We start from the raw sequence: 18,702 nt of genomic DNA, 5'->3' as shown, positions 1-18,702 counted from the left end.
TGGGCTCCGCGATCAGTGCTGCGCGCTGTGTGGGTGGGCGTGGTCATGGGCGTGGTCGTGCTTGTGCTCGCCATGCAGGTAGTGCTGCAGCGTGGCGCTGCCCAGGTGGACGGTTTCGAACAGGCTGTCGAGGTGTTCGCGGGAGTTCACCAGGCCTTTGGCGCGCAGGGTGCCGGCCTGGTCGATGAGCACGGCGTAGGGCAGCTTGCCGATCTGGTAGGTCATGCCGATTTCCGGGCCGACCACATAGGTGGCTTGTTGCAGGCCGTTGGCCTCGATCAGCGCCTGCTGTTCAGTGAAGTCGCCGTCGCTGACGTAGATCACGTCCAGCTCGCCGCTGTTGTCCTTGGCGATCGACTTCACCGCCGGCAGCAGCGATTTGCACACCGGGCAACCCGGGGCGAGGAAGAACAGCAGCTGCGAGCGCTCGGCGCGGTAACCGATGTTCACCGGGCGGCCGTGACGGTCGGCGGCGGTCACTTGCGGCGCAGGGTCGTTGACGGTGACGCCTTTGTCCACCATCAGCGCGCCCGCTGGGGCGATGCGGCTGTGCAGGACGCCAATCTGGCGGACCAGGGCCATGACCGTGAAGGCGACGGCGATCAGCAGCAGCCAGAGCAGGATGTTCGATGCGATAAGCAGTTGCATGGGGGTTATCTCCCAGTCAATTTGGCAAGACGCGGCTGGTTGGCCAACAGGCCATCCACCGCTACATGAATCAGCAGTGCCACGGCACCGGCCGCGATCACCACGAAGATATCCAGCGCGCCCAGCGCGCGTTCGGCCATCGGCACGGCGGCCAGGCCCGCGAGCAGGGCGATCACCAGGTTGCGCAGCAGCAGCACCGGGCGCAGCGGTTGCGCGGCACCGGGGCCGGAGCAGCCGCAGTCGATGTCGCGGCGCCCGCGCCACAGGTTCAGGCCGATGGCACTGGCGTACAGCGCCATCAACAGCACCACGCCCAGCGCCGCCAGGCCATGCCAGGCGGGCAGCAGCAAGGCCAGCGCCAGGCCCAGCTCGGCCAGCGCCAGGCTGGTTGTGGCTGCGGGCACCAGCGCATCGGGCAGCACCTGGTAGGCGCGCACGATGCCGTTGAAGGCGCGCCAGTCACGTAACTTGTGGCTGGCCGCGCTGGCCAGCAGTGCCGCCAGTGCGGTACTGGCGGCAATGACCAGGACAGGGTCGAGCATAGTCGTGTCTCCTGCTTACCAAGGGGCCAGGGTGAGCACCGGCGTGTCGGCGATCTGGTTCATCGCGCCGCTGTGCTTGCCGGTGGCCAGGTCGAAGAACTGCACGCCGCCTTCCAGGTCGGTGGCCACCAGGATCGGCGCCTTGTCGTGGCTCGCCTGCAGGCTCCACACCGGTTTCGGCGACTCCAGGGTGCCGAGCTTCTTGCCGGTCTTGAGGTCGAAGGACCAGATGATGGTGCTCGGGTCTTCCCATTTGCCATCGGTGTGCTGGTCGTGCATCAGCGCATACAGGCGGTTCAGGCCAGGAGCCACGGCCAATGCCTGCCAGCCACCTGGCGCCCAGCCCTGCTTGCGCTCTTCGTCGCTGACCAGTGACCAGGTAGGCAGGGGCTTGGTCTTGCCGCCCTCGAAGCTGACCGGGTACACCTCGCCATGGGTGGTAGTGAAATAGTAGGTGTCGCCGTTGGCGATGGCGCGCTCGTTCAGGCGCACCTTGTTCGGGTCGAAGAACGGCGTTTGCGTGCGCGACACTTCCTTGCCCTGGTCGTCGAGGGTGACCAGCAGCAGCTGGCCGTCACCGCACAGCGAGGCGAAGCTGCGCTTGCCCACCGGGTAGTTGAGCACGCAGCCGCTGATCGCTACTTCGCTGGCGACCTTGCGCGCCTGGGTGTCGACCACGGTCACCGAGGTCGAGGGCGTGAGGTTGAAGACGTAGGCCAGCTTGCTGTCGGCGCTGATGCCCATGGCGTACTTCTCGGTCAGGGTGCTGGCGCGCTTGGCCGGCAACACCACTTCCCATTCCGGGCGCAGGGTCTGGGTGTCCCAGGCCACCAGCACGTCGGTGCGCTCGCCGTAGGTGCCCCGCGAGTAGAACAGGTTGGCCGAGTACAGGGTGCGGTTGTCCGGGCTGAGCGCGGTCGGTGCGACGAAGGCATTGGTGGTCATGCCGAGCATGCGCTTGGCCTTGGGGTCGACCACCACCACCTTGCCGGCGATGGGATTCTTGAAATCCACATCGAGGATGTAGACACGGTGAGGGTCCGGGGGGAACGGCAGGGTGTTGCTGCCGATCTCTTCGGCGGGCAGCTCGGCCCGCACCGCGCTGGTGCTTGCGGCCAGGGCCAGGGCCAGGGCCGCCGAGATGCTGAGCCTGTCGACGCGACGCATTGGCTATCTCCGATGTTGTTATGGGTTATGCAGAAATCGCAGTCATCGCAGTTTGCCGCCTGGCCCGAAGCGCTGCTTTGGCCAGCGTGACATTCTCTTGAGGCTCCCTGACAAAACGCCTGGCAGGGCTGGCAGACCGGTAGCCAGGCGCCTGAAGATCGGACCGCACAGCTTTTCCACTGCCAATTCCAGGAGTCATGTCATGAGCGATATCCAGCTGTTACCTGCCGTGGTCGAATTCCTCGCCAGGCCCCATGGCCACTTCATCGAGGGCCAGTACCTGGCAGGCGAGGCGGGGCCGTCGATCGACGTGCATGACCCGTCCAGCGGCGCGGTCATCGGCCAGGTCGCCGAGGCCAGCGAAGCCGAAGTGGCGCGTGCCGTGGACAGTGCCCGGCAAGCGTTCAAGGGCGCCTGGGCACAGGTTTCGCCGTATCAGAAAGGGGTGGTGCTCAACCGACTGGCCGACCTGATCGAAGCCAATGCCGAGGAACTGGCACAGCTCGAAACCCTGTGCTCGGGCAAATCGATCAACCTCTCGCGCGGTCTGGAAATCGCTCAAAGTGTAGTCTTTCTGCGTTACTTCGCCGGCTGGGCGAGCAAGATCACCGGGCAGACCATGACCCCGTCGATCCCCTCGTTCGCCGGCGAGCGCTACACCGCGTTCACCCTGCGCGAGCCCGTGGGGGTGGTGGCCGGCATCGTGCCGTGGAACTTCTCGGTGATGATCGGCATCTGGAAGATCGCCTCGGCCCTGGTCACCGGTTGCACCATCGTGATCAAGCCCAGCGAGTTCACGCCGCTGACACTGTTGCGCATCGCCGAACTTGCGATCGAAGCCGGTGTGCCGGCGGGCGCCTTGAACGTGGTTAACGGCCGTGGTGCGGTGGGCCAGCGACTGATCGAGCACCCGAACGTGGCCAAGGTGGCCTTCACCGGTTCCGTGCCGACCGGCATCGCCGTGGGCAAGGCGGCGATGGCGGCCAACCTGACCCGCGCCACCCTGGAGCTGGGTGGCAAGAACGCGGCGGCGCTGCTGGCCGATGTGGACGTGGACGGTGCCGTGGCCGGCATCGTGCAGACCGCTTACGTGCACCAGGGGCAGGTGTGCGCCTCACCGGAGCGGCTGTACGTGCACCGCAGCAAGGTCGATGAAGTCACCCGCAAACTGGGCGCAGCGCTGGGGCAGTTGAAGATCGGCTCGGCGCTGGATCCCGAAGCCCAGTTCGGCCCGCTGGCCAATGCCGCACACCTGGAGAAGATCCTCGGTTTCTTCGAGCGTGCCCGCGCCAGCAACACGGTGATCTGCGGTGCCAAGGCGGTCGACCGGCCAGGTTACTTCGTTGAGCCGACCGTGGTGCTGGCCAACGACGCCAACGACCCGCTGTTGCATGAGGAAACCTTCGGGCCGATCGTCTGCGTGCTGCCGTTCGATGACGAAGAGCAATTGGTCGAGCTGATGAACGACAGCCCCTACGGCCTGACCGCCAGCCTGTGGACCAACGACCTGTCCAAGGCGCTGCGGTTGATTCCCCGGATCGAGGCCGGCACGGTGTGGGTCAACATGCACACTTTCCTCGACCCGGCGGTGCCGTTCGGCGGTAGCAAGGCGTCCGGGGTGGGGCGTGAGTTCGGTAGCGCGTTCATCGAGGACTATACCGAGTTGAAGTCGGTGATGATCAGGTACTGAGGGCTCACGCGGTCATAGGCTGTTGGCGACCTTGGCCGCGATGTCAGCCGGCAACCAGGCCTTCCAGACCTCAGGATGATCGCGCAGAAACGCTTGCGCGGCCTTTTCGGGCGCCAGGCGTTTTTCGCTCATCTGTGCCAGGGTCTTGTTGAGCAGGCCAATGGGCAAGTCGACTTTCTCGAACACCGCCACCAGCTCCGGGTAGCCATCGCGAAACGCCTTGGACACCCCGATCGACAGCTTCGCCGGCAATGACTCACTCCCCTGAGGGTTGGGGTTTTTCGGATCGAGGAGGGTGGCCCAGTTCTCGGCATTGAACGGTGGCTCCTGCAGCCGCACCAGGTCGTGGCGACCAATCAGCGGCGTCGGGCTCCAGTAATAGAACAGCACCGGTTTGCCGCGGCGGATCGACGAGTCGATTTCGGCGTCCAGCGCCGCACCCGTGCCACTGCGGAAGTTGTTGTACAGGCCATCGAGCCCGTAGGCCTTCAGTTTCTGGGTATTGACGATTTCCGACGTCCAGCCACTGGGGCTGTTGAGGAAGCGGCCCTTGCCGGGGGCTTCGGGGTCGTTGAACACTTCGGGGTAGCGTTTGAGGTCGTCGACACGGCGCAGCTCGGGGGCCAATGGCGGGATGCCGCGCGCCGCATCACCCTTGATCACATAGGCCGGTACCCACCAGCCTTCTTCGGCATGCTTGACCGTGTCGCCCAGGGCGAACACCTGGCCGGCCGCTTCGGCCTTGACCCAGGCGGGGCTGCGCCCGGCCCATTCTTCGGCGATCACCTGCAGATCATTTTTGGCCAACGCCACTTCCATGCTGACGGTGCTGCCGGGCAGGGTGTCGGTGGGGTAGCCGTAACCGCGCTCGACGATCAGGCGCAGGATTTCTGTGGTCAGGGCGCCGCTTTCCCAACTGATGGCGCCAAAGTGGATAGGCGCCCGCTGCTCGGCGCAGGCGGCGCTGTCGGTGCTGGCCAGGCCCACGGCGAGCAGCAGGCTGGCCAGCAGCGTTGGAATTTTCTTCATCTGCACCTCACGGGATGTCATTGACAAGTGTCGGGCAAGTGTAGACGACGGCTTCGGGCGCCCGCCTGGGCGGGCAGGAACGGCTTCTGTCTGTTTGTGGTGGAGGCGGGCTGCAAGGCTCAGCCCCCCGCAAGCCGAGATGGCAGGAGTACGAGATGAGCTTGAATCTGCAATTCGTGTATTACCGCAACTTCACCTTCGTCGGGAAGTTCCACATTCGCTGCATCGGTGACGATCTGCACAAGGTCAAGTCGATCCATTACCTGCTGGAGCGCCGAACAGCCGACGGCGTGGCTCACCTCGATGGCGCCACCGCGCTTTCGCAGGCCCATAGCGGCAAGGTGTCCGACCATGGTTGTCCGGCCACATTGAGCAGCGAGGTAGAGGCGGGCACGTATGTGATCACACCCCAGGTCAGCCTGCTCGACAGCCACATCATGAGTCTGGACCTGGAGCACGATACCGATACGGTGTTGCGCGAGGGCCCACTGGTGATCGAGGTGAGTGAGGCTGAACTGACCCGGCGCATCCTCGACAGCGTGCCCCTGTCGTTGGACACCCTCCGAGACAGGCGAGCCGTGGACAATTCCGTGGTGTTTCCGCTGTTGCCAGAGGCTCAGCGTTACCCCGCGCTGATTCTGGTTTTCAAGGCGGGTGGCCATGCGCGGTTCATGGCCGATCGGCATGACTTCGACGCAGTCATCGATCTTCAGCCGTTCCTGGAGACGCAAGAGCGCGACGATGTATACCTGCAAGTACTCGCCAACCATTACTGGATCGAGCAGCCGACGACGATGTCCAATGAGGCATTCGCTGCGCTTGCCCGGCGCCTGGCGGCGCTCGACTACATGGAACGCGTGGCTTTTCTGCCACCGCAGCTCGAACAGGGCTTTCTGTTCGCCGCAGCCGCTGCCGTTGCCACCTTGATCACCGGCGTGGCCGTGGTGGCTGGCAACCATGCCTATGACGAGGCACAGCCAACGCCCGACTTCCAGGCGTTGCAACGCTACCTGGACGAGCCGGGGCCCAGGGACAAGGGTTTGAACATTCGCAAGGCGTGGGAGGACGGGGTGAATGGCAAGGGCGCCCGGGTGCACTTCTCCGATGCGGGGCTGTACCCCAACCACGAAGACCTGCAAGGCAATGCCCGGCTGAAAGTCATTCCGCCCACGGTAAACTCCGACCCTAATCACGGCACTGCTTCGGCGGGTATCCTGCTGGCGCGCGACAATGGCTATGGCATGACCGGGATCTGCCACGCGGCCGAGTTGTTTTTGTATGACAACCGCGCAAGCGATGCCCGCGGCTATTCGCAGACCCTGAAGAAAATGCTCGCCTATACACGGCCCGGCGATATCGTCGCGGTCAATCGGCAGACGGCCAATATCAACGCCATGGTGGCATTCCTGCCGTCCCTGAATGACAAGACCTGGTGGGAGGTCACCCAGGCGCTGACCGAGCGTGGCGCCGTGGTGCTGAACGCGGCCTGCAACGGCGCCTACAAGAGCGACCACAGCGCCGGAACCAGCGCCAACTACGGGATCGATCTTTCAAGCTGGCGATACTTCGACGATCACGGCGACGCCGACGCAATCCTGGTGGGCGCCTGCCATTCCTGGGACGGCAAACCGCATCAGTACTCCAATTACAACTACCGCTACCGCATGCTCAATGGCTGGGGTGACAGTGTCGCGACCCTGGGCTATGGGGCGCTGCAGGACAAGGACGGCCACGACCGCGACTACACCGACACCTATGGCGGCACGTCCAGCGCCACGCCGATGGTGACGGGAGCCTTGGCCTTGATCCAGTCGTATGCCATGGAGCAGCACCACCTGTACCTGAACGCCGACCAGATGCACCTGCTGGTCATGCAATCGGGCTACACGGATGCCACGCTGCCCCATGCCGACCGCCTGCCCATGGGCGCCCGGCCCAATGTGCTGGGCGCCCTTGTGTTGCTCGATCGCATCCTCCAGGCCGGGCGCTTCCACTTGCCGGACGACGGCGTCTGTGGCGACGAATGCGCGTCCCAGGGCTAGACCCGGAACTGGTCCATCAACGCCTGTTGCTGGTTGGCCAGGCTGTTCAACGACTGGCTGACCCGCGCCGACTCGTTGGCCTGGCCTGACAGCGACTCGGTGACATCGCGGATGGTGGCGACGTTGCTGTTGATTTCCTCGGCTACCGCGCTCTGCTCCTCGGCGGCCGAGGCGATCTGCAGGTTCATGTCGGTGATCACGCTGACGGCCTGGCCGATGCGCTGCAACGCAGTGACCGCCTGACCCACCTGTTGCACACCGCCCTGGGCCTGGCGGTGACTGTTGTCCATGGCGCCGACCACTTCACGGGTGCCAGCCTGCAAGGCTTCGATCACCTGGCGGGTTTCCTCCACCGACTCCTGGGTCCGTTGCGCGAGGTTGCGCACTTCGTCGGCCACCACGGCAAACCCTCGGCCCGCTTCACCGGCGCGCGCGGCTTCAATGGCTGCGTTGAGCGCCAGCAGGTTGGTCTGCTCGGCGATCGAGCGGATCACTTCCAGCACCGAACCGATCTTCTCGCTGTTCTGCGCCAGGCCCTCGACCTCGGCCATGGCCTGGCTCATGTTGGCGGCCAGGGCGTCGATGCGTTGGGTGGTGTGGTCGATGACCGTCAACCCTTCGCGGGTGGCCTGGTCGGCTTCGCGCGCTGCTTGTGCGGCCTGTGCGGCGCTGCGGGCAACGTCCTGGGCGGTGGCGCTCATTTCGTGCGAGGCGGTGGCCACCTGGTCGACCTGGCGGTACTGCTGCTCCATGCCGGCGCTGGTCTGGCTGGCAATCGCCGAGCTCTGGTCGGCGGTGCCGCGGGCAGCCTGCACCGAGCGTTTGACCTCGGCGATGGTCGGTTGCAGCTTGTCCAGGAAGCGGTTGAACCAGCCGGCCAGTTCGCCCAGTTCGTCGCGCTTGTCGTAGGTCAGGCGCCGGGTCAGGTCGCCTTCGCCGCTGGCGATGTCCTTGAGCATGGCGGCAACGCCCAGGATCGGCCGGGTAACGCCGCGGGCCATCAGCCACACCAGCAGCAGGCCGGCGATGGCGGCGACCAGACTCAAGCCCAGTTCCAGCAGGGTGCCGCTGGTGTTCAGCGCGTCCAGTTCCTGCTTCAGTGCCTCGGCGGGGCCGGTCAGGGCGCTTTCTGGTACATCCAGCAGCACGCCCCAGGGCTTGCCGCCGGGAATCGGCTGGAAGGCGGCGAGCACTTTCAGGCGTTGCTGGTCATGGTGAACCGTCAGTTTGCCTTCAGCCAGGTCGCGTACCAACGCGGCGCCCTGACTCGGGTCGACCTGGTCGAAGCGCTGGGCCAGCTTGCTGGCGTCGGCGCTGTAGCCGGCCAGCAGGCCGACGGGGCTGAGGATACCGACCGTGGTCTGGCCTTGGTACAAGCTGCGGCTAGCCTCCTGGCTCAGGGCCTGCAGGCTGTTGAGGTTGATGTCGATGGACAGGGTGGCGACCACCTTGCCGTCGACGCTCAGCGGGAAGACGATGCTGGTCATCAGCACGCGTTGGCCGTCGATGTCGTAGAAGTAGGGCTCCACCACGCAGACCTTGCCACTGCTGCGCGGGCAGACCCACCAGGTGTTGGCGGGCTGGCCGCTGGGGCCGATTTCGGTGTTGGCCATGTCGTGCTCGGGCAGGGCCATGGCGGTCAGCTGGCCGGCACGCGGCTGCGACCAGTACAGGGCGAAGCGCCCGGTTTCGTTGCTGCCAAGTTCTGGCTTGCCGGCGAAGAGGCTGTCCTTGTTGTCCAGGGCGTTGGGCTCGAACACCAGTGACAGGCCGAGCAGGTCGGGGTTGGCCTGCAGGGCGGCGCGGACCTGGCGGGTCATGTCTTCGCGCAGGTCGAAGGCGTCGAGGAAGCGTTTGTCCGCCTGTTCACGCAGGAACAGCACCTGGCGGGCGAAGCCGGCGCCGTATTGGTAGGCGTCCATGAACTGGCGACGGATGTTCAGGGCCTGGACTTCACCTTGCGACTCGATGCGCGCCTGCGCCGCTTCGCCAAGCATCTGCATGCTGCTGGCTTTGACCAGGTCCGAGCTGTGGTCCATGCGGTAGAGGGAAAGGCCGACGAGCAGGGTGACGATGCCGGCCAGGCAGAGTCCGGCGAGCAGGGTGATCTTCCATTGGATGGAAAGTTGTCGCAAAGGCATGGGGGCGATCCCTTTTTTTGGCAGTAAGGGCTGGGGGATTTTTGGGGGGGCTGGTTTGGGGGCAGGGGTTGGGATCGAACGTCGTCCGCGCGGGCCTCATCGCCGGCAAGCCGGCTCCCACAGGTTCGGCGCCCATCTTGAGCCTGCGCTGTACCCGTGGGAACCGGCTTGCCGGCGATAAGGTCCACCCAGGCGCGCTCGACCTGCCAAACGCCACCAGATTCAAACCATGCACCCCCGCATCCCCTCTATATCGTCGGCCTCGCATTTTTCTTTATTCAAACGTTCAATTAAAATTCACCACCCCGGGTAACTCGCCGTACCATGGCGCTTTTGACATCCGCCCCCCACTGCTTCAGAGTGCGCGGTTTTTGTCTGTCCCCACGAGGTAAACCAAACCATGAATGCTGTGATAGCCGCCGTCGGCATCATGCTGATACTCAGCCTGTCCCGGGTGCACGTGGTGATCGCCCTGATCATCGGCGCGCTGGTCGGAGGCCTGGTCGGAGGGCTGGGTATCGAGGGGACGCTCAAGGCCTTCAACGGCGGCCTGGGCGGTGGCGCCACGGTGGCGTTGTCGTATGCCTTGCTCGGCGCCTTTGCCGTGGCCATCGCCAAGTCCGGCCTGGCCCATGCCCTGGCTGACCGTGCCCTGGGCATGATCGACCGCCAGGGGCACGCCAACGGTGGCAAGGTCAAATGGCTACTGATCGCCCTGATGCTGATAGTGGCGGTGTCATCGCAAAACATCCTGCCCATCCACATCGCCTTCATCCCGCTGCTGGTGCCGCCGCTTCTGTACGTGCTCACCCGCCTGCGCATCGACCGCCGGCTGATCGCCTGTGTCATCACCTTCGGCTTGATCACGCCGTACATGTTCCTGCCGGTGGGCTTCGGCAACATCTTCCTCAACGAGATCCTGCTGGCCAATGTCGCCCGCGCCGGGGTCGATGTCAGCGCGGTCAACGTCACCCATGCCATGGCCATTCCGGCCGCGGGCATGTTGGTCGGCCTGCTGCTGGCGGTGTTCGTCAGCTACCGCAAGAAGCGCGATTACGACCTGGCGCGCATCGAGCAGGTGGAGCAGGTCAGCGTCCAGTACAACCCGCTGACGCTGCTGGTGGCGGGGCTTGCCATTGCCTCGGCATTCATCGTCCAGCTGTGGCTGGATTCGATGATCATCGGCGCCATGGTCGGTTTCTTGATCTTCTCGCTGTCAGGCATCGTGCGCTGGAAAGAGACCGACGACCTGTTCACCGAAGGTATGAAGATGATGGCCATGATCGGCTTCATCATGATTGCCGCATCGGGCTTTGCTGATGTGATGAAAGCCACGGGGGAGGTCAACAGCCTGGTGGAAACATCGGCGCAGTGGATCGACCACAGCAAGGGCATTGGTGCCTTGCTGATGCTGTTGGTGGGACTGCTGGTGACCATGGGGATCGGTTCGTCGTTCTCGACGGTGCCGATCCTGGCCGCGATCTTCGTGCCACTGTGCGTGCAGCTGGGCTTCGACCCGCTGGCCACGGTGTGCATCGTCGGTACGGCGGGTGCCTTGGGTGATGCGGGCTCGCCAGCATCGGACTCGACGCTCGGGCCAACCTCGGGGCTGAACGTGGACGGCCAGCATCACCATATCTGGGACACCGTGGTGCCGACGTTCCTGCACTACAACCTGCCGCTGCTGGCCTTCGGCTGGCTGGCGGCGATGACGCTGTAGGGCCTCAGCCCTTGTGGGGCGGCGGGGAAATGCCGTTGAGCACGGTACTGCCGTCCTTGCTGCGGGTCAGGTAGACCGGCAGCACCTTGGGCAGGTTGTCCACCAGGCGCCCGACTTCGCGGGTGTTGTAGATGCCGCTGATGCGAATCCGCCCGGTGCTGGCATCGGCCAGCAGCAGCGGCTTCTCGAGGTAGCGGTTGATGACCGGCAGGGCCTGTTCCAGGCTGAGGTTGTCGAGTACCAGCTTGCCGCTGCGCCAGGCCAGGCTGTTGCCGTAATCGTCGCTCTGGGCCATCTGCGGCTCGAAGTCGCCGGTGCGGTAACTGGCCTGCATGCCGGGGCCGAGGCGGTAGCCGCCCGTGCTGCCATTGCTGCTGACCAGCACCGAACCTTGCACCAGGGTGACCTTGACCTGGTCTTCATACTTCCACACGTTGAACTGGGTACCCGTCACCCGCGTCTGGCCATGCGCTGCATGCACGATGAAGGGGTGCGCACTGTCGTGCTGCACCTTGAAGAACGCCTCGCCACGCTTGAGGGTGACCTGGCGTCGGTCCTTGTAATTGAGGTAGGTCAGTTCGCTGTTGAGGTTGAGCTCGACCGTACTGCCGTCGCTCAGCTGCACAGTCTGGGTGTTATCGCTGGCGCTGAAGTGCTGGTAGTGGTTGGGTAGCCAGCCTTGCTCCCAACCGACCCAACCCGCCAGGGGCAAGGCCAGCAGGGCAAGCGCCGCGGCCGACGCCATCGGGCGCCAGTTGCGGTGCTGGGGCAAGCGTTGCGAGGGCGGGTTGAAGTCGATGACCGTAGCGCTGCGGGGCAGCAAGTCGGCGGTTTGCCAGATCTCCAGCATGGCCTGGTACTCGTCGGCGTGGCGCGGGTCGGCGGCCAGCCAGCGGGCGAACGCTTCGCGCTCGACCAGCGTGCAATCGTCGGCGTGCAGGCGCATGCACCAGTGCGCGGCAGCGTCGGTAATGGCATCGTCTGGGCTGGGATTGAGGCGGTCTTGGTTCATTGCGGCTCCGGGTTTTGCGCATTCTACCCCCGCGAAGGGGTTCCGAGAACCGAGGTAATGGCGAATGACTATCAGTTGTGACGGTTTTTCGTCGGTTGGGCAATCGAATTTCAGTGTTTGAGAAGCTTTCGCGGCGTCCTGCAAGGGCCTCATCGCCGGCAAGCCGGCTCCCACAGGTACGGCGCAGACTCAAGGCCTGCAGGGATCCTGTGGGAGCCGGCTTGCCGGCGATGAGGCCGGTACAGTCAGAACTGCTCAGGCGTCATGCGGTAAAGTGACGCACTCCCTGCACGAATGCTCGCGTCCAATGCCAGGCTGCGCGGCAGCACGCGCTGGAAGAAGAACTCGGCTGTCGCAAGCTTCGCGCCATAAAACGCCGGATCTTCATCGTGCCTGGCCAAGGCCACTGCCGCCATGCGTGCCCACATGTAGGCGTAGGCGGTCAGGCCGAACAGGTGCAGGTACTCCACCGCCACACTGCTGACCAGGTTGGCATCCTCGCGCGCCCGCGCGCTCAACCACTCGCTGCAGGCAACCAGCCGCACCAGGCTGGCCTGCAAGGCGTCACGGTGCAGCGGTGTGCTCACGCAGAAGGCGCGTACTTCGGCGGCGAAGCCGGCCAGGGCCTGGCCGCCGTCGGCCAGCACCTTGCGCCCGAGCAGGTCGAGGGCCTGGATGCCATTGGTGCCTTCGTAGATCTGCGCGATGCGCACATCGCGCACGCGCTGCTCCTGGCCCCATTCGCGAATGTAGCCATGGCCGCCGAACACCTGCTGGCCAAGCACGCAGCTTTCCAGGCCGTTGTCGGTGAAGAACGCCTTGGCCACTGGCGTAAGCAGCGCCACCAGGCGTTGGGCGTGTTGGCGCTCGCCGGCGTCTTCGGCATAGCGCGCCAGGTCCAGCTGCTGGCCGACGTAGGCGGCAAAGGCGCGACCACCTTCGGTGAGGGTGCGCATGGTCAGCAGCATGCGCCGCACGTCACCGTGGTGGATGATCGGGTCGGCGGCCTTTTCCTGGGCCTGCGGGCCCACCGCGGCGCGGCTCTGCAGGCGCTCGTTGGCATAGCGGGCCGCGCTCTGGTAGGACGCCTCGGCGCAGCCGATGCCCTGGATACCAATGGACAGGCGTTCGTAGTTCATCATGGTGAACATGGCCGCCAGGCCCTTGTTGGCTTCACCCACCAGGTAACCGGTGGCGCCGTCGAAGTTCATCACACAGGTGGCCGAGGCCTTGATGCCCATCTTGTGTTCGATCGAGCCGCAGTGCGCGGCATTGCGCGGCCCCAGGCTGCCATCGGCGGCCACCCGGAACTTGGGCACCAGGAACAGCGAGATGCCTTTGGCGCCGGCGGGGGCGTCCGGGAGCTTGGCCAATACCAGGTGCACGATGTTCTCGGTCAGGTCCTGCTCGCCGCCGGTGATGAAGATCTTGCTGCCGCTGATGTGGAAACTGCCATCGGCCTGGGGTTCGGCGCGGGTGCGGATCAGGCCCAGGTCGGTGCCGGCGTGGGGTTCGGTCAGGCACATGGTGCCGGCCCAGCGGCCCTCGTACAGCGGGGGCAGGTAGGTGGCCTTGAGCGCCTCGCTGGCATGGGCGTCGATGGCCAGGCAGCTGCCGGCGCTCAGCGCCGAATACAGGCTGAAGCTGCAGTCGGCGGCGTAGAGCATTTCCTCGAACAGCACGCCGAGCATTTTCGGCATGCCCATGCCGCCGTACTCGGGGTTGCCACCCAGGCCCACCCAGCCGCCTTCGCGGTAGGTGCGCCAGGCTTCGCGGAAGCCGTCCGGGGTGGTGACATGGCCTGCGTCGAAGTGCACGCCTTGTTCGTCGCCATTGCGGCTGAGCGGGGCGATCAGGTTGGCGGTGACCTTGGCGGCCTCCTCGAGGATGGCGTCGGCGGTTTCGCCGTCTACGCGCTCGGCCAGGGCAGGCAGGCGCGCCCACAGGGCAGGGCCCTGGAACACGTCATGAAGGATGAAGCGCATGTCGCGCAGGGGGGCGGTGTAGTCGGTCATTGGCGGGGCGCTCGGGCAAATGGATTGGCTGACTGGTCGGGCCCTATCGCCGGCAAGCCGGCTCCCACAGGGGCTCCACTGCCCTGGTGTGGGAGCCGGCTTGCCGGCGATAGGGCCGCTAGGGTTTCAGAGGACTTTGGCGCGGTCGCGCAGCACGTACTTCTGGATCTTGCCGGTGGAGGTCTTGGGCAACTCGCCAAAGACCACGGTCTTCGGCACCTTGAACCCGGCCATGTGCTCCCGGCACCAGCCGATGATGTCGCTTTCGCGGGTATGTTCGTGCCCGGGCTTGAGCGCGACGAAGGCGCATGGCGTCTCGCCCCACTTCTCGTCGGCGCGCGCCACCACGGCAGCCTCCAGCACGGCGTGGTGCTTGAAGAGGGTGTCCTCGACCTCGATCGTGGAGATGTTCTCGCCACCGGAAATGATGATGTCCTTGAGCCGGTCCTTGATCTCGACATAGCCGTCGGCGTGCCACACCGCCAGGTCACCGGTGTGGAACCAGCCGCCACGGAAGGCCTCGGCGGTGGCTTCTGGGTTTTTCAGGTAGCCCTTCATCACCGTGTTGCCGCGCATGAAGATCTCGCCCAGGGTGTTGCCATCGCGCGGCACCGGTTCGAGGGTTTGCGGGTCGGCCACCATCAGGCCGTCGAGGGTCGGGTAGCGCACGCCCTGACGCGACTTGATCCGTGCCCGGTCCTCCAGTGGAAGGTCCTGCCATTCATCGTGCCAGGCGCAGACCGTCACCGGGCCGTACACCTCGGTCAGGCCATAGGTGTGGGTGACGTGGATCCCCATTTCCTCCACGGCGCCGATCACCTTCGCCGGTGGCGCGGCACCGGCGACCATGGCTTGCACCGGGTGTTCGATGGCGGCCTTGGCGGCCTCGGGCATGTTGACCAGCGCATTGAGCACGATCGGCGCACCGCACAGGTGGCTGACCCGGTGCTCGCGGATCAGGGTGAGGATTTTCTGCGGGTCGACCCGGCGCAGGAACACGTGGGTGCCGGCCAGCGCGGTGATGGTCCAGGGGTAGCACCAGCCGTTGCAGTGGAACATCGGCAGGGTCCACAGGTACACCGGGCGGTGGCCCATGCCCCAGGTCATCTGGTTGCCGATGGCATTGAGGTACGCCCCGCGGTGGTGATAGACCACGCCCTTGGGGTTGCCGGTGGTGCCGGAGGTGTAGTTGAGCGAGATCGCCTGCCACTCGTCATCGGGCCACTCCCAGGCGAACTCCGGGTCGCCTTCGGCGAGCAGGGCTTCATAGTCCAGGTCGCTGACCGCTCGGCCTTCGCCGTATTCAGGGTCGTCCACGTCGACCACCAGAGGCGGGTGTTCGAGCAAGGCCAGGGCCGCTTCGATGACCGTGTGGAACTCGCGGTCGGTGATCAGCACCTTGGCCTCGCCGTGGTGCAGCATGAAGGCGATGGCTTCGGCATCGAGGCGCACGTTGAGAGTGTTGAGCACGGCGCCGATCATCGGCACGCCGAAGTGCGCCTCGAGCATCGCCGGAATGTTTGGCAGCATCACCGCCACCGTGTCGCCGCGGCCGACGCCGCGCCCGGCCAGGGCGCTGGCCAGGCGTCGGCAGCGCTGGTACGTCTCGCGCCAGTCTCGGCGGATGGCGCCGTGGATGACGGCCGGGTAGTTGCCGTAGACGGCAGCAGTGCGCTCGATGAAGCTCAACGGGGTCAGGGCGACGTGGTTGACGGCAGCGGGCATCAGGCCCTGGGAGAAGATCGACATGCGGTAATCCTGTTAAGGAGGCAGACGCAGCCTGTGCGTGTGGCCCCCGTTGGCTGATTGTTAGCTCTGATCAGGGTGTGGGCAGCGCGCCGATGGCCGCTTGCCCCTGTCGCAGTTTTACGCGAACAGCTATGGTAGATGGAATATCGACTATAGCAATATAGTAAAACTACTATAACAAGAGCCTCTGCCGTGGAAACAACCCACACCGCCTTGCTTGCCAAGGACCCACAACCCAGCCTGTTGCTGGCGGCCGATTGCAGCGCGCTGGCCATCAACCCCGCCTTGCAGGCCCTGGTCCAGGGTGGCCCGCCGCTGGCCGACTGGTTACCGAACAACTGCCCGGCACTGGTACGTGCCTGCCTGCGCCAGCACCGTGCAATCGCTGAGGTGGAAACCCAGGTGGGCGAACGCATTGTGCTGTGGACCTTCATCCCCGACGACCAGGGCCAGCTGGTACTTGCCCGTTGCCGAGAGGCCAGCGAGGAACGACAGGCCGCACGGGAAGCCAATCGCGCCCGGCGCCTGTATCGGTTGATCATCGAGAACACCACCGACCTGATTTCCCGGCACAGTCCCGACGGCCGCTTTCTCGATGCCTCGCCTGCGGCCTACCGGCTGCTTGGCCTGTGGCCCGAGCAATTGCGTGGCATGCCGGTACTGGCCTTGCTGCACCCGCGTGAGCGCCGCCAGGCCCTGCGCCAGGCGTCCGCTGCGCTGGATCAGGACGGCTACCACACCATGACCTGCCGGGTGCGCCATGCCACCGCTGGCTACCGCTGGTTCGAAATCGCCTGCCGGGCGATCCGCGAAACCTACACCGGTGCAGTGGTGGAGGTAGTCGCCGTGTCGCGTGACATCACCCTGCGCATCGAGGCCCAGGAAAACCTCGCCCACAGCGCCCGGCTCGCCACCCTGGGCGAGCTGGCTTCGGGCATCGCCCACGAAATCAACCAGCCACTGGCGGCGGTGGTCAACTACGCCAATGCCAGCCTGCGCTATCTGCAGGGGCTGGAGCGCGACCCACAGGCGCGCGAGCGGGTCGGCCAGGGCCTGCAGCGCATCAGCGAGCAAGCTACCCATGCGGCCGAAGTGATCCGCCGCCTGCGCGCATTCCTGCGCAAGGGGCCGCGACGTCTCGAGGCCGTCGACCTGGCTGAAGTGGCGGCCGAGGCCATGCGCCTGTGCGCCTGGGAAGCGGCCCGCGACCAGGTGAGTGTCGAGCTGCGCATCGGCGCGCAGATGCCGGCTGTCTTCGCCGACCGGGTATTGCTGGAACAAGTGCTGCTCAACCTGCTGCGCAACGCCATCGAGGCCAACCGCGAGCAGCAGGGTCAACAGCCGTCGCGTATCCTGCTGGGCGCCGTGCGCGACGGCGACGGGGTGCTGGTCGAGGTGGCAGACCAGGGGCCGGGTGTGGCGCAGGAACGCCTGGAGGCGATCTTCACGCCATTCAACACCAGCAAGGCTGACGGGCTTGGGCTGGGCTTGAGCATGAGCCGCAGCCTGATCGAGGGTTTTGGTGGCAGCTTGTGGGCGCGCGCGGGTGAGTTCGGCGGGCTGGTCGTGTGCTGCCGCCTGGCGGTGAGCAGGGGATAAGGAGAGGGCAGGGTGCAAGCGAAGGTTTATGTGGTCGATGACGACCAGGGCATGCGTGATTCGACGGTCTGGTTGCTTGAGTCGGTGGGTCTGCAGGCTTTGCCGTTCGACAGTGGCCAGGCGTTTCTCGATGCCTGCGCAGACGATGGGCCGGCGTGTGTGCTGCTGGATGTGCGCATGCCGGGCCTGGGTGGCCTGGCGGTGCAGCAGGCGATGCGCGAGCGCGGGCTGGCCATTCCGGTGATTTTCGTCAGCGGCCATGCCGATGTGCCGATCGTGGTGCGGGCGTTCAAGGCGGGGGCCTGCGATTTCATCGAGAAGCCCTACAACGATCAGTTGCTGCTCGACAGTGTGCAGGCGGCGCTGGAGCGGGCAGAGGAGGCACGCAAGGGGGAGCAGGCGTTGGCGCAAGTGCAGGCGCTGATCGATGGCCTGACGCCGCGTGAATGGGATGTGTTCGTGCCGTTGGCGCAGGGGTTGAACAATCGGGAGATCGCCGAGCGGCTGGGGGTCAGTGTGAAGACCGTGGATTTGTATCGAGGGCGGGTGATGAAGCGGTTGCAGGCGCAGAGTCTGGCGGAGCTGGTGGGGATGGCGATTGCCTGTGGTGCGGTGGAGGCACTGAAAGGTTAATCGTTGATGCACCACCGTCCCTGTGGGAGCCGGCTTGCCGGCGATGAGGCCGGGCCAGGCAAAACCCGTCAGCCTGTCAGGGCCCTATCGCCGGCAAGCCGGCTCCCACAAGAAATACCCCCATTCCATGAAATTTTACATAGCTCCCTAATCAAAGCTTTGATATTCACTGCCTAGGCAGTAATATTTTTAAACAATTGCCCGAGCCCATGCCGATGTCCCATTTCACCCCGGAAAACTTTCAGACCTGCGCCATCGGCATGCTGTTGGGCCGCGCAGCGATCCTCAAGGACCGCATTCTCGACTGGCACCTCGAATCCGAGGGCGTCACCGCCGCGCAGTTCAAGGTGCTGATCATCGTCACCCAGTACCAGGTGGATACCCCGGCCGAACTCTGCCGCTACCTGGGCCTGGACAGCGGTTCGATGACCCGCATGCTCGACCGCCTCGAGCACAAGGGCCTGATGCTGCGCAACCGCTGCGCCGATGACCGCCGCCAGGTGCGCCTGGCCCTCACCGCCGAGGGCCAGCGCCTGGCCGACCGTTTGCCGGAGATCGGTGCGGCGGCGATGAACGAGCTGGTCAGCGTCCTGCAGCCTGACGAGCTGAAGACCCTCGAAGGCCTGCTGGCCAAGGTCCTGCTCGGCGCCGGCGACCCCCTGACGATTCGCCGCTTCGGCGATCGTTGAACCCCGTTACGCTTTTTCCAAGGTAC

General features: G+C 65.2%; 14 protein-coding genes and 1 pseudogene. 6 read left to right on the top strand and 9 right to left on the bottom strand.

Features of this window, described 5'->3' with window-relative positions:
- Window positions 1-12 precede the first annotated feature (12 nt).
- Genes mauD through ACIPZB_RS15430 form a run of 3 tightly spaced genes read right to left on the bottom strand, consistent with a single transcriptional unit; the run spans window position 13 to window position 2,357 of the window.
- Entirely contained in the window at window positions 13-648 is a 636-nt protein-coding gene (mauD, locus tag ACIPZB_RS15440) for a methylamine dehydrogenase accessory protein MauD (RefSeq protein ID WP_400641256.1), read from the bottom strand.
- Between the two features lie 5 nt (window positions 649-653).
- On the bottom strand, window positions 654-1,190 hold the full coding sequence (locus ACIPZB_RS15435; protein ID WP_400641254.1) for a MauE/DoxX family redox-associated membrane protein: 537 nt from the start codon (window positions 1,188-1,190) through the stop codon (window positions 654-656).
- 15 nt (window positions 1,191-1,205) lie between these two features.
- Window positions 1,206-2,357 carry an amine dehydrogenase large subunit gene (locus tag ACIPZB_RS15430; protein ID WP_008094649.1) on the bottom strand — a complete coding sequence of 384 codons (1,152 nt, stop codon included), beginning with the start codon at window positions 2,355-2,357 and terminating at the stop codon, window positions 1,206-1,208.
- A 202-nt stretch (window positions 2,358-2,559) separates the two neighbouring features.
- Here ACIPZB_RS15430 and ACIPZB_RS15425 point away from each other — a divergent pair, with 202 nt between their 5' ends.
- On the top strand, window positions 2,560-4,047 hold the full coding sequence (locus tag ACIPZB_RS15425) for an aldehyde dehydrogenase family protein (RefSeq protein ID WP_400641253.1): 1,488 nt from the start codon (window positions 2,560-2,562) through the stop codon (window positions 4,045-4,047).
- Window positions 4,048-4,059: 12 nt separating this feature from the next.
- On the opposite strand, the gene ACIPZB_RS15420 is transcribed toward ACIPZB_RS15425, so the two are convergent.
- Window positions 4,060-5,076: an ABC transporter substrate-binding protein gene (locus ACIPZB_RS15420; protein WP_400641251.1), complete on the bottom strand. Its 1,017-nt coding sequence runs from the start codon at window positions 5,074-5,076 to the stop codon at window positions 4,060-4,062.
- Window positions 5,077-5,231: 155 nt separating this feature from the next.
- Here ACIPZB_RS15420 and ACIPZB_RS15415 point away from each other — a divergent pair, with 155 nt between their 5' ends.
- A complete protein-coding gene (locus ACIPZB_RS15415) occupies window positions 5,232-7,118 on the top strand; it encodes a S8 family serine peptidase (RefSeq protein ID WP_400641249.1) in 1,887 nt (628 codons plus the stop codon).
- Here the strand turns inward: ACIPZB_RS15415 and ACIPZB_RS15410 are convergent.
- Window positions 7,115-7,870 carry a methyl-accepting chemotaxis protein gene (locus tag ACIPZB_RS15410; RefSeq protein WP_400641532.1) on the bottom strand — a complete coding sequence of 252 codons (756 nt, stop codon included), beginning with the start codon at window positions 7,868-7,870 and terminating at the stop codon, window positions 7,115-7,117. The genes ACIPZB_RS15415 and ACIPZB_RS15410 overlap by 4 nt on opposite strands.
- Before the next feature lie 102 nt (window positions 7,871-7,972).
- Window positions 7,973-8,938: pseudogene (locus tag ACIPZB_RS15405) on the bottom strand (HAMP domain-containing protein); the annotation flags it as partial.
- 721 nt (window positions 8,939-9,659) lie between these two features.
- Here ACIPZB_RS15405 and ACIPZB_RS15400 point away from each other — a divergent pair.
- On the top strand, window positions 9,660-10,979 hold the full coding sequence (locus ACIPZB_RS15400; protein ID WP_400641247.1) for a Na+/H+ antiporter family protein: 1,320 nt from the start codon (window positions 9,660-9,662) through the stop codon (window positions 10,977-10,979).
- 4 nt (window positions 10,980-10,983) lie between these two features.
- On the opposite strand, the gene ACIPZB_RS15395 is transcribed toward ACIPZB_RS15400, so the two are convergent.
- The 3 genes from ACIPZB_RS15395 to ACIPZB_RS15385 all read right to left on the bottom strand — a co-directional run bounded on the left by ACIPZB_RS15395 (window position 10,984) and on the right by ACIPZB_RS15385 (window position 15,755).
- The gene (locus ACIPZB_RS15395) at window positions 10,984-11,991 is read right to left on the bottom strand and encodes a FecR family protein (RefSeq protein ID WP_400641246.1); all 1,008 of its coding nucleotides are present in this window, start codon (window positions 11,989-11,991) and stop codon (window positions 10,984-10,986) included.
- 245 nt (window positions 11,992-12,236) lie between these two features.
- Entirely contained in the window at window positions 12,237-14,006 is a 1,770-nt protein-coding gene (locus ACIPZB_RS15390; RefSeq protein ID WP_400641244.1) for an acyl-CoA dehydrogenase C-terminal domain-containing protein, read from the bottom strand.
- A 126-nt stretch (window positions 14,007-14,132) separates the two neighbouring features.
- Window positions 14,133-15,755: an acyl-CoA synthetase gene (locus tag ACIPZB_RS15385; RefSeq protein WP_400641242.1), complete on the bottom strand. Its 1,623-nt coding sequence runs from the start codon at window positions 15,753-15,755 to the stop codon at window positions 14,133-14,135.
- A 192-nt stretch (window positions 15,756-15,947) separates the two neighbouring features.
- Here ACIPZB_RS15385 and ACIPZB_RS15380 point away from each other — a divergent pair, with 192 nt between their 5' ends.
- From ACIPZB_RS15380 to ACIPZB_RS15370, 3 genes are all read left to right on the top strand, one after another.
- Window positions 15,948-17,354 (top strand): sensor histidine kinase, encoded by a 1,407-nt coding sequence (locus ACIPZB_RS15380; RefSeq protein WP_400641240.1) that lies wholly within the window; start codon window positions 15,948-15,950, stop codon window positions 17,352-17,354.
- Window positions 17,355-17,366: 12 nt separating this feature from the next.
- Entirely contained in the window at window positions 17,367-17,987 is a 621-nt protein-coding gene (locus tag ACIPZB_RS15375; protein WP_400641238.1) for a response regulator transcription factor, read from the top strand.
- A gap of 215 nt (window positions 17,988-18,202) precedes the next feature.
- The gene (locus ACIPZB_RS15370; RefSeq protein ID WP_400641236.1) at window positions 18,203-18,676 is read left to right on the top strand and encodes a MarR family winged helix-turn-helix transcriptional regulator; all 474 of its coding nucleotides are present in this window, start codon (window positions 18,203-18,205) and stop codon (window positions 18,674-18,676) included.
- The last annotated feature ends 26 nt before the right edge of the window (window positions 18,677-18,702 follow it).

The sequence above is a fragment of the Pseudomonas sp. NPDC089396 genome (assembly GCF_044749545.1).
Lineage (GTDB): Bacteria > Pseudomonadota > Gammaproteobacteria > Pseudomonadales > Pseudomonadaceae > Aquipseudomonas.
This window is presented reverse-complemented; position numbering and strand designations above follow the sequence as displayed.

What these genes read in the sequence shown, in the direction of transcription:
- ACIPZB_RS15410 (WP_400641532.1), bottom strand. Translation starts at nt 7,870, where the DNA reads ATGGAGCAGCAGTACCGCCAGGTCGACCAGGTGGCCACCGCCTCGCAC.
- mauD (WP_400641256.1), bottom strand. Translation starts at nt 648, where the DNA reads ATGCAACTGCTTATCGCATCGAACATCCTGCTCTGGCTGCTGCTGATC.
- ACIPZB_RS15415 (WP_400641249.1), top strand. Translation starts at nt 5,232, where the DNA reads ATGAGCTTGAATCTGCAATTCGTGTATTACCGCAACTTCACCTTCGTC.
- ACIPZB_RS15400 (WP_400641247.1), top strand. Translation starts at nt 9,660, where the DNA reads ATGAATGCTGTGATAGCCGCCGTCGGCATCATGCTGATACTCAGCCTG.
- ACIPZB_RS15395 (WP_400641246.1), bottom strand. Translation starts at nt 11,991, where the DNA reads ATGAACCAAGACCGCCTCAATCCCAGCCCAGACGATGCCATTACCGAC.
- ACIPZB_RS15425 (WP_400641253.1), top strand. Translation starts at nt 2,560, where the DNA reads ATGAGCGATATCCAGCTGTTACCTGCCGTGGTCGAATTCCTCGCCAGG.
- ACIPZB_RS15430 (WP_008094649.1), bottom strand. Translation starts at nt 2,357, where the DNA reads ATGCGTCGCGTCGACAGGCTCAGCATCTCGGCGGCCCTGGCCCTGGCC.
- ACIPZB_RS15390 (WP_400641244.1), bottom strand. Translation starts at nt 14,006, where the DNA reads ATGACCGACTACACCGCCCCCCTGCGCGACATGCGCTTCATCCTTCAT.
- ACIPZB_RS15435 (WP_400641254.1), bottom strand. Translation starts at nt 1,190, where the DNA reads ATGCTCGACCCTGTCCTGGTCATTGCCGCCAGTACCGCACTGGCGGCA.
- ACIPZB_RS15385 (WP_400641242.1), bottom strand. Translation starts at nt 15,755, where the DNA reads ATGTCGATCTTCTCCCAGGGCCTGATGCCCGCTGCCGTCAACCACGTC.
- ACIPZB_RS15420 (WP_400641251.1), bottom strand. Translation starts at nt 5,076, where the DNA reads ATGAAGAAAATTCCAACGCTGCTGGCCAGCCTGCTGCTCGCCGTGGGC.
- ACIPZB_RS15370 (WP_400641236.1), top strand. Translation starts at nt 18,203, where the DNA reads ATGTCCCATTTCACCCCGGAAAACTTTCAGACCTGCGCCATCGGCATG.